Here is a 15,419-nt window from a genome sequence, read left to right as displayed (position 1 = left end):
ATGGCTAAAAAAAATATGAAAAAGCATTTGTTTAATCTTCTGTTTTTCTTCTCGATATCTATATTCGCTCAAGAGAAATCAGATCTAAAGCTTTGGTATAAAACTCCTTCCGGGGGTGTTTGGGAAAATGCCTTGCCAATAGGAAATGGCTTTCAGGGTGCCATGGTTTATGGAAATGTCGGAAAAGAAATTTTTCAGCTGAATGAAAGCACAGTCTGGAGCGGAAGTCCTAACCGAAATGACAATCCGAAAGCGAAAGAAGCTCTTGAGCAGATAAGACAATTTCTTTTTCAAGGCGAATACCAAAAAGCTGAAAAACTGATCAATGAGGCTATCATTACCAAAAAATCTCATGGGCAGATGTTTCAGCCTGTGGGGAATCTGGAGCTGAATTTCTCAGATGAAAAGTATTCTGATTATTACCGTGAACTGGATATTGAGACTGCGGTTGCAAAAACAAGGTATAAAATAAATGGAGTAACTTTTACGAGAGAAGCTTTTATCTCTTTTGCAGACAGAGTTTTGGTTATAAAGCTTTCTGCCGATAAACCTGGACAATTGTCATTTACAGCCGATTTTACATCGCAACATAAAAAACAGAAAATTACGCTTAACAACAATAATGAAATTTCACTTTGGGGAAACACTAGTGATCATGAAGGTGTAGAAGGAAAAGTTCAGTTTAATGCATTGGCAAAATTGAAAATTGAGGGCGGAAGTATAAATACTGCTGATAATGCGTTAAAAGTCGATAAAGCTGATTCTGTAGTTATTATGGTTTCTATAGCTTCAAACTTTGTAAATTATAATGATGTAAACGCCGATGAAAATAAATTGGCTAAATCTTATCTAGATAAAGTATTTGTCAAAAATTATGATAAGATGAAAACGGCTCATATAGCAGCTTATCAAAAATATTTCAAAAGAGTTAAACTGGATTTAGGAAGTACCGAACAAGCTAAATTGCCTACAGATGAAAGACTGTCCAATTTTAGAAACGTACAGGATCCGTCTTTTGTAACCTTGTATTATCAGTACGGAAGGTATCTATTAATTTCATCTTCTCAGCCTGGCGGACAGCCCGCAAATCTGCAGGGAATCTGGAATCGCAGCATGGCACCAGCGTGGGATAGCAAATACACCATCAATATTAATACAGAAATGAATTACTGGCCAGCCGAAAAAACAAACCTTTCTGAAATGCATGAACCTTTGCTGAAAATGATTCAAGAGCTTTCGGAGACAGGACAGGAAACAGCAAAAGTAATGTATGGAGCGAGAGGCTGGATGGCGCATCATAATACCGATATCTGGAGAGTTAATGGCGCAGTTGATGGCGCCACGTGGGGAGTGTGGAATGCAGGCGGAGGATGGCTGAGCCAGCACGTTTGGGAACATTATTTATATACCGGAGATACAGCATATTTAAAATCGGCTTACAAAATATTAAAAGGAGCAGCTCTTTTTTATGCTGACTTTCTTGTTGAAGACCCTGCAAACGGATGGCTGGTCGTAGCACCTGGAAATTCACCTGAAAACACTCCAAAGGCACATCAAAATTCGGCAATGACAGCAGGTTCTACTATGGACAATCAAATTGTATTTGATGTTTTTAGTACGCTGATAAAAGCTTCTGAAGTTTTACAGAAAGACAAAGAATTTGCAGATAGTCTTAGAATATTGAGGAAAAAACTGCCTCCGATGCAGATAGGAAAATACAATCAGCTGCAGGAATGGCTTGATGATGTGGATGATCCGAAAGATAATCACCGCCATATTTCACATTTATATGGTTTGTATCCGTCCAATCAGATTTCGGCTTACAGAACTCCAGAGCTTTTTGCAGCTGCAAAAAATACACTGCAGCAAAGAGGCGATGTGTCTACAGGATGGAGCATGGGCTGGAAAGTAAACTGGTGGGCAAAAATGCAGGATGGAAATCATGCCTACAGCTTAATTCAAAATCAGTTGACACCGCTTGGCGTAAATCACGAAGGCGGAGGAACTTATAATAATCTTTTTGATGCGCATCCGCCATTTCAGATCGATGGTAATTTTGGCTGTACTTCCGGTATTACCGAGATGCTTATGCAAAGTTCAGATGGAGCAATTCATCTGCTTCCTGCTTTACCTGATGCTTTAAAAGAATACGGATCAATAAGCGGTTTAAAAGCAAGAGGAGGTTTTGAAATAAAAGATTTAAAGTGGAAAAATGGAAAAGTAATCGCTTTAAACATTTATTCTAATCTTGGCGGCAATCTAAGATTAAGAACTCCTAATGAGCTTATTCTAAAAAAGAATAAAAATTTGAAAGTAGCATCAGGTGTAAACCCAAATCTATTTTATGAGGTAGAGGAAACCGAAAAACCAATTATTTCTAAAGATTCAAACATTCAATTGCTGAATATTAAAGCATCTTATTTGTATGATATCATGACAGAAAAAGGGAAAACTTATACTTTTTACTTTCAATAAATTCAAATTCAATCTATAATGAAAAACAACATTTTATTTTACCTATTCGCCTTATTGATGGGAGCCAATGTATCGGCTCAAATGAAGTTATTTGATTTAAGCGAAGTAAAACTAAAAGAAGGGCCATTTAAAAATGCTCAAAATGTAGATCTAAAGTATATTTTAGCTTTAGATCCTGACAAACTTCTAGCGCCTTATTTATTAGAATCTGGGCTTCCGCCAAAGGCAGATCGTTATGGCAATTGGGAAAGTATAGGATTGGATGGACATATTGGCGGACATTACCTTTCAGCTTTAGCTTTGATGTATGCATCTACTGGAAACAAAGAGCTTAAAGATAGATTAGACTATATGCTTTCAGAATTGGCGCGCTGTCAGGCTAAAAACGGGAACGGTTATGTTGGGGGTATTCCGCAAGGCAAAGTTTTTTGGGATCGAATCCATAAAGGAGATATTGATGGAAGCAGTTTTGGACTCAACAATACTTGGGTTCCTATTTATAACATTCACAAACTTTTTGCTGGTTTAATTGATGCTTATCAATACACCGGAGGTGAGCAAGCAAAAAATATAGTAATAAAACTTGGAGACTGGTTTATAGAATTAATCCGTCCGCTTTCTGATGAACAGATCCAGAAAGTTTTGGCAACAGAGCATGGAGGAATAAATGAATCTTTTGCCGATTTGTATATCATTACAAAAGACAAAAAACACCTTGAAACCGCCGAAAAATTATCGCATAAAGCTTTATTAAATCCGTTACTGCAAAAAGAAGACAAACTCACAGGACTTCACGCTAATACTCAAATACCAAAAGTGGTTGGTTTTGAAAAGATTGCAGCTCTTTCTGATAATAAAGAATGGTCAGATGGTGTGCAATATTTTTGGGATAATGTGACCCAAAAACGAACAGTTGCCTTTGGAGGAAACAGTGTTGCAGAACATTTTAATCCTGTTAACGATTTCAGCGGTATGGTAAAATCGAATGAAGGGCCAGAAACCTGCAATTCGTACAATATGGAACGTCTTGCTAAAGCTTTGTTTCTCGATAAAAATGATGTGCATTATCTGGATTTTTACGAAAAAACACTTTACAATCATATCCTTTCGAGCCAACATCCAGAAAAAGGAGGTTTTGTGTATTTTACGCCTATTCGCCCAAATCATTACCGCGTGTATTCTCAGCCTCAGACAAGCATGTGGTGCTGTGTAGGAACAGGACTTGAAAATCATACGAAATATGGAGAATTAATTTACAGCCATACACAAAATGATCTTTTTGTAAATCTTTTTATTCCTTCAATTTTAAAATGGAAAGAAAAAGAAATAGAACTCGAGCAAACCACAAAATTCCCTTATGAAAATCAGACAGAATTAGTTTTAAAACTTAAAAAAGCAAAAACCTTCGCTTTGAATATCCGTTACCCAAAATGGGCCGAAAGTTTTGCAATATTCATTAACGGAAAAGAACAAAAAATAATCTCTAAATCTTCTGAATATGTTGCGATTTCAAGAAAATGGAAATCAGGAGATAAAATAGCAGTGAGATTTCAAACAACGCTACATTTAGAAAATCTGCCAGACGGTTCCAATTGGAGTGCATTTGTCAAAGGGCCAATTGTGCTGGCGGCCAAAACTTCGACAGAAGGATTAGACGGCTTGTTTGCAGATGACAGTAGAATGGGACACGCTGCAAGAGGAAAATTTATTCCGCTTGATAAAGCCTATGCCTTGGTTGGGGATAAGGCAGATTATATATCAAAACTTAAAGAAACAGCGAACTTAAGATATAGCTTAGATTCATTAGAATTGGAGCCCTTTTTTGAAGTGCACGATGCCCGTTATCAAATGTATTTTCAGACGTATTCCAAAGAAGAATATAAAGAAAAACAGGAGTTGCTGAAGAAGCAGGAAATTGAAGCGATGGCGCTTGAAGCCAAAACAATAGATAAAATAAATTGTGGAGAGCAGCAGCCAGAAGTAGATCATTTGTATAAGGGAGAAAAAAGCAATTCGGGTTACGAGGATGGGAAGTTCTGGCGCAATACACGCGCTTATATTTCGTATCAAATGCTGAATAAAAACAAAAAAGGCCAGATTTTGCAGATCAGCGTTTTGGACGAATTCAACAGCGATAATACTACTATTTTGATTAATGAAAAACCAGCAGTAATAGCCGCTTCTGATAAAAAAACAGTCAAAATAAAAATAGAAAATGCCGAAGTATTGAACATTAAAATTTTGGCAAAAGAAGGGAAAGTAAGTCCAAAGTTTGCTCAGCTTAGAATTGTCACGAATTAATATTTGTGGGAATTAAAATAAAATTCAACCAGTTGGGTGAAACGCGGCAAAATTTATTTTAAACACATAGAAACATAGATTTTCATTGCTTCTGCTTAAGAGTATAGAAAAAGCTAGCTTTAACACATAGTTCTATATTAATTACCTAAAAGCTATGTTTCTATGTGTTTAAAAAAACTATGCAATAGATGAATTAATACATAATATTTTCCGTCTGATATTTTTTAGAAAAACGAAAACAACTATGAAAACAAAAGATTTTATATATACGGTTCTTGCGATTGGCTTGACTATCCTGACAGGTCATGCGCAAAAGGACAAAGCTAAGAATCCCATTATTTTTGCAGATGTTCCTGATTTATCTGTAATTAGGGTTAAGGACACTTATTATATGAGCAGTACAACCATGCACATGAACCCTGGAGTTCCGATTATGAAATCTAGCGATTTAGTCAATTGGCATCTGGTCAATTATGCGTACCAAACTTTAGAAGATAATGATGACCGACTGAATCTGGATCATGGAAAAAATGATTACGGGCGAGGTTCTTGGGCGAGCAGTCTACGCTATCATAACGGAATGTATTATGTGAGCACTTTTTCGGGAACAACAGGCAAAACCTATATTTTTTCTACAAAAGATATTGAAAAAGGCCCTTGGAAAAAGATTGTCTTAAACAATTCTTATCACGATCACTCTCTCTTTTTTGATGATAATGGCAAAGTCTACCTCGTTTGGGGAGGCGGAAAACTTCAAATAATCGAATTAAAAGAGGATTTATCAGGAGTAAAAGAAGAAACCAAGAAAGTATTAATAGAAAATGCCAATGCGCCTGCACAAAGCGATATTATGCTTCCTGCAGAAGGATCGCAGCTTTTTAAAATTAAAGGGAAATATTATCTGTTTAATATATGCTGGCCAAAAAATGGCATACGTACCGTAATCATACACAGAGCAAATGCTATAACAGGTCCTTGGGAAGGGAAGATCGGACTGCAGGATTTGGGCGTTGCGCAAGGCGGACTTATCGATACTCCAGATGGCAAATGGTTTTCTTATTTGTTTAGAGATGCGGGCGGTGTAGGGCGTATTCCGTATCTGGTTCCTGTAAAATGGGAAAACGGCTGGCCAATCTTGGGAGAAAATGGTAAAGTGCCTCAATATCTAGACCTTCCAGCCAATAAAAACCTAATTCCAGGAATTGTAAATTCAGACGAATTTAACCGAAGAAATGGAGAAAATGATCTGCCGTTGGTTTGGCAATGGAATCATAATCCAGACAATGTATCATGGTCGGTCAAAGAAAGAAAAGGGTATTTGAGATTAAAAACCTCTAGAATAGACAGCAGTTTTACGCATGTAAAAAACATTTTGACTCAGAGAACTTTTGGTCCAGTATGTTCTGGAACTGCAATGCTGGAGCTTTCTAATCTGAAAGAAGGAGATTTTGCAGGTCTTTCGCTACTGCAAAAAGATTTTGGTCTTGTGGGAGTAAAAGTAAATCAAGGAGCAAAAAGAATTGTGATGGTGGATGCTGAAAAAGGAAATGCGAAAGAAGTACAAAGTGTACCATTACATCAGGACAAAATATATTTTAAAGCCGAATGCGATTTTAGGAATCAAGCAGATCAGGGAAGATTTTATTACAGTTTAGATGGCAAAAAATGGACTGCCATAGGAAAATCAATCAAGATGCCATACACCATTCCGCATTTTATGGGCTACCGATTCGGACTGTTTAATTACGCTACTAAAACGGCTGGAGGTTTCGCTGATTTTGATTATTTCCGTATTGACGATAAAATTTCGGAAACCAATTAATCCTAGTAAAAGCTTTTAATACAAAATAAAAATAGAAACGATGAAAATAAAGTATTGGTTTTATCATAAGCTTGTTTTCAGCAGTTAGCATAAGTTGTAAGTAATGGAAAAATTCAAACACGCAAAATAACTCTATTTTCTAATTTTAAAATATTATGAATAAAAACGCCTATAAAATTGCAATTCTCTGTTTGTTTATCATGGTCTCCTTCCAAGGAATTGCTCAAAGCGATATTAAGCAGAAACCGATAATTCAGACAAAATATACTGCCGATCCAGCTCCAATGGTTTATAAGGATACTGTTTTTTTATATACTTCCCATGATGAAGATGATGCAGAAGGATTTAAAATGGTTGATTGGCTTTTGTATACTTCTACAGATATGGTAAACTGGACCGAAAAAGGTGTTGTAGCATCTTTGAAAGATTTCAGCTGGGCCAAACATGACAATGGGGCTTGGGCTATTCAGACTATTGAGCGCAATGGCAAATTTTATTTGTATGCACCTATGCACGGAAATGGAATAGGGGTTTTAGTGTCAGACAGTCCTTACGGACCATTTAAAGATCCGTTGGGAAAACGTCTTATAGATACCGATCATAAATGGAATGATATAGATCCGTCTCCTTTTATAGATGATGATGGTCAGGCTTATTTGTATTGGGGTAACCCAGATGTTTATTACGTAAAATTAAACGAGGATATGATCTCTTATTCTGGCGATGTAATAAAGGAACCAACAAAGCCCAAGAATTATCAAGAGGGACCGTGGGTTTACAAGAAAGGCAGAAACTATTATCTATCTTATGCTTCTACCTGCTGTCCAGAAGGAATCGGATATGCTATGAGCAATTCGCCAATGGGACCTTGGGAATACAAGGGAATGGTTATAGAAGCCAGCGAAAAGACCAGAGGGAATCACCCAGGAATAATTGATTATAAAGGAAAATCGTATGTTTTTGGGCATAGTTATGATATTATAAAAAGGCAGACTGCTACATTTTATGAAAGACGTTCGGTAGACTTGGATGAAATCATTTATAATCCGGATGGAACGATAAAAACGCTGTCTTATTTCTCCGTTGATGGAGCTGCAGCAGTAGGAGATATTAATCCTTTTAATCGTGTTGAAGCCGAAACGATCGCTTGGAGTGAGGGAGTTAAGTCGGATAAAAAGGATCAAAAAGGAGTTTTTATCACTCAGATAGACGATAATGATTACATAGAAGTTAAGGCGGTTAATTTTAAGAAATCGCCAAAAGAATTCTGGATAAATGCATCTTCTGTCTCAGGAGGCAAAATAGAAATACATCTAGATGATAAAGATGGAGCGCTTTTAGGAGTGTGCAATATAAAAAGCACTGGAAGCCTAAATAATTGGAAAGATTTTACCTGTAAGGTTAAAAAAGTAAAAGGTCTTCATAATATCTTTTTCGTATTTAAAGGAGAAGAAAAATCCATGTTTAATTTGGACTGGTGGACTTTTAAATAATTTTATTTCTAGTTTAAAAAGTAAAAAAAATAAAGAAAATGCCATATAAAATTTATTTAAAAAGATTAAGGCTTTTAGCAGCATGTAGTATTCCTCTATGTGGTTTTGCCCAAAACCCTATTGTACAGACAAGCTATACAGCAGATCCAGCGCCGATGGTTTACAATAATAAACTGTATCTATATACTTCGCATGACGAAGACGATTCTACTTGGTTTACTATGAATGACTGGAAATTGTACACTACAGAAGATATGGTAAACTGGACAGATCATGGCGCGGTATTATCGTATAAAGATTTTAGCTGGGCGAAATTGAATGCGTGGGCAATTCAATGCATAGAAAGAAAAGGCAAATTTTATTTGTATGCGCCAATTACAGATAATCAAGGTAAAAACGGAATTGGAGTAGCGGTTTCAGACAGTCCGTACGGACCATTTATAGACCCTTTAGGAAAGCCATTAGTACAAAACAGCAACGCCGACATTGATCCAACGGTTTTTATAGACGATGATGGACAAGCGTATTTATTATGGGGTAATCCCGTTTGCCATTATGTGAAATTAAATGAAGACATGATTTCGTATAATGATGAGATACAGGTATTTCCAAATACTGTAGAAGCATTTGGAAAGCGTACAGGAAAAGAAGATCCGCGCAGACCCACTACTTATGAAGAAGGGCCATGGCTTTACAAAAGAAATAAATCGTATTATATGTTTTTTGCCGCGGGACCTATTTCTGAACATATAGGTTATTCTACAAGCAAAAGTCCGCTTGGGCCATGGAAATATCAAGGAGTTGTAATGCCTACACAAGGAGAAAGTTTTACCAATCATCCTGGAGTGGTAGATTTTAAAGGAAAAACCTATTTCTTTTATCATAATGGAGCATTGCCGGGAGGCAGCGGTTTTACGAGATCTGTAGCTGTAGAAGAACTCCAGTTTAATTCTGATGGAAAAGTAAAAGAAATGAACATGACAGAAGGCATCAAAAAAGGAATAGGCACGCTGAATCCTTATGTGAAGTCAGAAGCAGAAACTATAGCTTGGTCAAAAGACGTAAAAGCGATGCAGAACAAGGAAGTTGGCGTATTTATAACAGCCATGAAAAATAATGCCTACACAAAAGTACGTGATGTGGATTTTCGTGAATCGGGTGCTTCAAAATTTACTGCCCGTGTCGGTACCACGCACAACGGAAATGTGTCTATGGAAATACGATTGGATAGTCTTGACGGAGAATTACTGGGAACAGTAAAAATTCCTATGACAGGAGGAGATGATAGATGGGCTTTGGTTACAACAGATATCAAGAAAGTTTCAGGAGTACACGATCTCTTTTTTATATTCAAAGGAAAAGCTGCTGACAAAATCATGTATTTTGATTATTGGATGTTTTCGAAATAATGATTTAAAAACAGTATTTTTCCAAAAAAAGCTCTAGCCATTAACCAAAAATAAATTGTATGAATTTTAAATGTTTAATTTTTTTATGTTTAGTCAGTTTCTTTAAGCTAAACGCCCAATCAATAGTAAAAAGCCCCGACGGCAAACTTGCTGTATCGGTCTCTGTAAATAACGGAAAGGCTGAGTATAGCGTAATCTACAATGAAAAAACATTCATAGAGAAATCTCCTCTTGGTTTAAAAACAAATGCTGGAGGGGATTTAAGCTCTGGATTGGCTTTAGCAACAAATATTACCCAAAATAAAATCGAAGAATCCTATCAGCTTCGCAACATAAAAAAAAGCAATGTCCAATATACCGCGAATGAAGCCGTTTTTTCGTTTACCAAAGATGGCAAATCTGCTTTTGACGTCATATTTAGAGTAAGCAATAATAATCTGGGATTTAAATATAAGTTATATCCGCAGAAAGAAACTCTTTCTTGTGTCGTTCAGGAAGAAGTTTCAGGCTTTTTGCTGCCTAAAGGAACCACTACATTTTTATGTCCGCAAAGCAATCCAATGACAGGGTATGCCCGAACAGCACCTAGTTATGAAACCTCCTACACTCTTGATGATGCTATTGGAAAAAACGGATGGGGAAATGGCTACACGTTTCCATGTTTGTTTAAAGTAAACAATAGCGGATGGGTTTTAATTTCTGAAACAGGCGTAGACAGCGGCTATTGTGCAAGCCGATTAATAGGGCATGAGAACGGATTATATACCATCGGATTTCCAACGCCAGGCGAAAATAACGGAAACGGGACCACTTCTCCAGGAATTCCGCTTGCAGGAGAAACGCCATGGCGTACCATTACCATTGGAGAAACATTAGCGCCAATTGTCGAAACTACTATTCCATTCGATTTGGTTAAGCCAAAGTATGAAGCTTCTAAAGCGTATCAATATACAAAAGGAACTTGGAGCTGGATTATGAAAATGGACGGCAATACTACTTTCCCAGTACAAAAGCAGTATATCGATTTTAGTGCTGCAATGGGATATGAAACTATTTTAATCGATGCGCTTTGGGATACCCAGATAGGCCGTGATAAAATAGCAGAACTAGCAACATACGGCGCACAAAAAGGAGTAGGCCTTTATTTATGGTACAATTCAAATGGTTATTGGAATGATGCTCCGCAAGGCCCGAGAGGAATAATGGATAATTCAGGCATGCGACGAAAAGAAATGGCATGGATGAAAAGTATCGGCGTAAAAGGTATTAAAGTGGATTTTTTTGGAGGAGACAAGCAGGTTACCATGAAATTATACGAAGATATTTTAACAGATGCGAATGATTTTGGAATCATGGTTATTTTTCACGGCTGCACACTGCCTAGAGGCTGGGAGCGCATGTATCCAAATTATGCATCTAGCGAAGCCGTTCTGGCAAGTGAAAACCTGCATTTTGGACAGCAAAGCTGTGATAACGAGGCAACAAGTGCGGCAACGCATACTTTTATCAGAAACGTCGTAGGAAGTATGGATTTTGGAGGAAGTGCTTTGAATAAATTCTATAACAGCGATAATATTCCGAATAAAGGTTCAAAAAGAATGACTTCTGATGTCTTTGCATTAGCGACTTCTGTGCTGTTTCAAAGCGGAGTACAGCATTTTGCTTTAGCGCCAAACAATCTATCAGATGCTCCCGATTGGGCCATAAAATTTATGAAAGAAGTGCCGACGGTATGGGATGAGGTTCGGTTTTTAGAAGGCTACCCAGGTAAATATGCAATACTAGCCAGAAGAAAAGGTGCAAAATGGTATATTGCCGGAATTAATGCTACAAATCAGGTATTTAAAACAAAATTAAAACTAGATATGCTTGATTCTGGCGTGGCGGTAAATTATTACGCCGACGACGATCAGCTAAACGGAAAAGTGAGTATGCTGAAGATTAGCAAAAACAAAGAAGTTGAAATAAAAATGCCTAAAAACGGAGGGATAGTAATAACCAACTAAGAAATTTTCATACTTGAGATTTAATTGAGTCTTAACTAAAAACCAGCTTACATTTTAAGCTGGTTTTTTTATTTCTAAGTGTCTGTCAAAGTTAAAATATTATTGTGTTAAGAAAGGGTACAATCGGTTGTTTTTTTGACGAAATATATTTTTTATAAAATCCTAAAACGCATTATTCTAGAGTTTTACAGTGGTTCAAAGCACTGATTTTGTAATACTATACTTCTATTTTTATAGAGGTTTTATTATTAAGTGTAAAATACACAATTATTAATGAATTTGAGATTAAATTGAAAACCTACTATCGTTTCGAATCAAAAAGCTTTTAAAATTAAATAATATGTAAAATATTAAGATAAAAAATATTTATTGTGTTTTTATTTATGTGTTTTTTTTAATAATTATCAATAATTTTTCAAACAATCGGTTGTGTAATTCAATTTTTTCTATATTTTTGTTAACATAAAATTCACATTCATTTCTCAGACAAACCAAAGATTTCATTAATCAAATAGTGAAGTCAGATGAACTATAGAAACTTACTAACCAACCTTTTAAACCACAAAACAATGACTCACAATTCGACATGAAGCCATGATAATTATAAGCAGTTATGTATTATTCCATGGGATGCGTCTTTCCTTGTTTATGCTGCTTATCAATTAGAGAAGAGATAAAAAAAAATAATTAGTTCAAACATCTTAATTAATATGAGAATAAAATTACGTGAAATTTTTAATGGCTTGAAGTATCTGCCCTTAGGAGTTTTGTTTCAGTTTTTGTTTACAGGTGCAGTGCAGGCTGCTGAGAAGGCGAAACCTTTGGAAAAAGCAGTATTCCAGACTAATCAAGAAATTATAATAACAGGACGTGTAACGTCTGCTAATGACCATTTGGGAATTCCAGGGGTAAATGTTGCCGTAAAAAACGTGCCGAATGCAATTGCTGTTACCGATATAGATGGTAAGTATGTTATAAAGGTTCCCTCTTCAAAATCGGTTTTGGTTTTTACAAGTGTAGGGTTTAAACCGTTGGAGATAGCCGTAGAAGGTAAATCTGAAATTAATGCAGAAATGAGCCAAGATCAGACCGATTTAGGCGAAGTAATTGTTGTTGGATACGGAAAGCAGAAAAAAGCAAGTTTGGTTGCATCAATCGCACAGGTTTCTGGTAAAACGCTGGAACGTTCTGCGGGAGTTAACAGTATTGGTGCGGCTTTGACTGGTAACGTTCCCGGATTAATTACGTCTGCCAGTACTGGTATGCCGGGTGAAGAAGATCCGCAGCTTTTTATTCGTGGCGCCAGTACTTGGAACAATGCCCAACCGCTGATCTTAGTAGATGGGGTAGAAAGATCAATGAATAGTGTCGAGATAACTTCTGTAGAATCGGTTTCGGTTTTAAAAGACGCTTCAGCTACTGCAGTTTATGGAGTAAGAGGAGCCAATGGTGTAATTCTTATCACGACCAAACGAGGCCGTTCTGGTGCCGCGCTAATAAGAACCACTGTCAATACTACCGTAAAAGTGCCTTCAGAATTGCCAGCTAAATTAGATGCTTACGATGCGCTTATGGTCAAAAACAGGGCAATTGAATACGAATTGGCTCTAAGCCCTTCTAGCTGGAACGATTATCTGCCACAGGCTATAATTGATAAATACAGATTCCCTGCTAATACAGCTGAGGCTGAGCGTTATCCGAATGTTGACTGGCAGAAAACGCTTTTTAAAGATTATGCAATGTCTTATAATGCAAGTTTAAACGTAAGCGGAGGAACCAAATACGTAAAGTATTTTGCTAGTGCTGATTTTGTAAGCGAAGGGGATCTTTTTAAAAAATATAATAACAATAGAGGATATGATGCAGGTTATGGTTATAACCGTTTGAATGTTAGAAGCAACCTAGATTTTCAAATTACGCCAAGTACCGTTTTTAAAGTTGGACTTGCGGGTTCTCATGGCGTTAAGAAGAGTCCTTGGGGAGCTTCGGGAAGCGAGTATCCAATGTGGGATGCGGCGTATTCAACAGCTCCGGATGTGTTCTTGCCTTACTATTCTGATGGTTCTTGGGGGTATTATGCTCCGAATCAGGGTAAAGCATCTAACTCTGTGCTAAATTTAGCAATAAGTGGGGTACAGTATGTAACCACTACAAAATTAAACACCGACTTCACGCTGGAGCAAAACTTAGATAAAGTGCTTAAAGGACTTAGTTTTAAAGGAATGATTGCGCTTGATAATACTTTCGTGGAAAACAACCGAGGAGTAAACGATTTATATAATGATGTGCAGCAGAAATGGATAGATCCAAATACGGGTTTGGTGTTGTATAAAAACAGTTTTGATTTTAATAACAGATTCGATTTTCAAGAAGGTGTTAAGTGGTCGCCAAGTCCAGGAACAGTAAATGATGGCGCTTCAGTCCGTAACCTTTTCTATCAGTTGCAATTAAACTATCATACCAAAATTGCCAAGAAACATGATATTGGTGTTTTAGGGCTTTTTAATAGATACCAGACGGCTAGGGGAAGCGAGATTCCGCACTTTAGAGAAGATTGGGTTTTCCGTACCACTTATAACTACGCCGATAAATATTTTATAGAATATAACGGTGCCTACAATGGATCTGAGAAATTTGATAAAGAGAACCGTTTTGCATTTTTCTCCTCTGGAGGGGTGAGTTGGATTGTTACCAAAGAAAATTTCATGAAAGGGACAGAATCATTTCTTGATTTGTTAAAAATACGTGCCACTTACGGAGAAATTGGAGATGACAACGTAAACGGAAGATGGCTGTATATGTCGCAGTGGGCTTATGGAGGAAATGCCTTGATGGGAGTCACGGGAGAAGCTGCAGAACAGAGCCCGTACACTTGGTACAAAGAAGCTTCTGTAGGTAATCCTGATGTGCATTGGGAAGTAGCCAAAAAGAGCGATATTGGGGTTGACTTTGGTTTTTTCAAAGGACTGGTTTCGGGAACTTTTGATGTTTATCGCGAAGACCGAAGAGATATCTTACTAGACGGTTTTAGAAGAGCAATACCGTCTTATTATGGAGCAGTTGCTCCGGTTGCCAACCTTGGGCAGGTTCAAAATAGAGGGTATGAACTTGAGCTTAAATTTAATTATACTTTTGGAAGTGGCTTAAATCTTTGGTTGAATACCAGCATGACACATGCCAAAAACAAAATCATAAGTGCCGATAATCCTGAATTGCTGCCAGATTACCAAAAAGGTGAAGGAAAAGCAATTGGACAGAGTTATTCCTATGTCAGCAATGGCTATTACAACACATGGGATGAATTATATGCCAGCACTATACATAGCACAAATGACGGACAAAAATTGCCAGGCAATTATAATATTCTAGACTTTAATGCCGATGGGATTATAGATGCTAAAGATAATATTCCGTTTGGATATTCGGGGACACCGCAAAATACCTACAATACTACTTTTGGAGTAAACTGGAAAGGATTCAGTGCATTTGTTCAGTTTTACGGAGTAAGTAATGTGACCAGACAAGTAGTTTTAACCAGTTTGTCTGAGCAGAACCATGTGGTTTACGACCAAGGATCTTTCTGGTCATCAGATAATACAAATGCCGATTCTCCAATGCCTCGCTGGCTATCTACTGCAAGCGGTTTTAATAATGGAAGCAGATACATGTACGATGCCTCATACCTGCGTCTAAAGAACGCTGAGATTGCCTACACATTTGATGGGAAATCAAAATGGATAAAATCTGCTGGTCTGCAAAGTATCAGAGTATATGTAAACGGAAACAACTTGTATCTATGGTCAAAAATGCCAGATGATAGAGAGTCCAATTTTGCAGGAACAGGATGGGCATCACAAGGAGCTTATCCAACTGTAAAGCGATTTAATCTGGGAGCCAATATTATATTTTAAAC

7 protein-coding genes are annotated in these 15,419 nt (G+C 37.1%); all 7 read left to right on the top strand.

Translation table 11 applies throughout. The annotated features are described in order from the left end of the window. A complete protein-coding gene (locus tag GR162_RS18165; protein WP_237421390.1) occupies nucleotides 1-2,475 on the top strand; it encodes a glycoside hydrolase N-terminal domain-containing protein in 2,475 nt (824 codons plus the stop codon). 18 nt (nucleotides 2,476-2,493) lie between these two features. Further along, nucleotides 2,494-4,776: a glycoside hydrolase family 127 protein gene (locus GR162_RS18160; RefSeq protein ID WP_160783274.1), complete on the top strand. Its 2,283-nt coding sequence runs from the start codon at nucleotides 2,494-2,496 to the stop codon at nucleotides 4,774-4,776. A 244-nt stretch (nucleotides 4,777-5,020) separates the two neighbouring features. Next, nucleotides 5,021-6,598 carry a glycoside hydrolase 43 family protein gene (locus GR162_RS18155; RefSeq protein WP_160783273.1) on the top strand — a complete coding sequence of 526 codons (1,578 nt, stop codon included), beginning with the start codon at nucleotides 5,021-5,023 and terminating at the stop codon, nucleotides 6,596-6,598. Between the two features lie 155 nt (nucleotides 6,599-6,753). After that, nucleotides 6,754-8,091: a glycoside hydrolase family 43 protein gene (locus tag GR162_RS18150; RefSeq protein WP_160783272.1), complete on the top strand. Its 1,338-nt coding sequence runs from the start codon at nucleotides 6,754-6,756 to the stop codon at nucleotides 8,089-8,091. Nucleotides 8,092-8,129: 38 nt separating this feature from the next. Further along, nucleotides 8,130-9,500 (top strand): glycoside hydrolase family 43 protein, encoded by a 1,371-nt coding sequence (locus GR162_RS18145; protein WP_202393967.1) that lies wholly within the window; start codon nucleotides 8,130-8,132, stop codon nucleotides 9,498-9,500. A 59-nt stretch (nucleotides 9,501-9,559) separates the two neighbouring features. Continuing rightward, entirely contained in the window at nucleotides 9,560-11,506 is a 1,947-nt protein-coding gene (locus tag GR162_RS18140) for a glycoside hydrolase family 97 protein (protein WP_160783271.1), read from the top strand. A gap of 710 nt (nucleotides 11,507-12,216) precedes the next feature. Next, entirely contained in the window at nucleotides 12,217-15,417 is a 3,201-nt protein-coding gene (locus tag GR162_RS18135) for a TonB-dependent receptor (RefSeq protein WP_160783270.1), read from the top strand. Nucleotides 15,418-15,419: the final 2 nt, after the last annotated feature.

The sequence above is a fragment of the Flavobacterium sp. HBTb2-11-1 genome, from assembly GCF_009826975.1.
Taxonomy (GTDB): domain Bacteria; phylum Bacteroidota; class Bacteroidia; order Flavobacteriales; family Flavobacteriaceae; genus Flavobacterium.
This window is presented reverse-complemented; position numbering and strand designations above follow the sequence as displayed.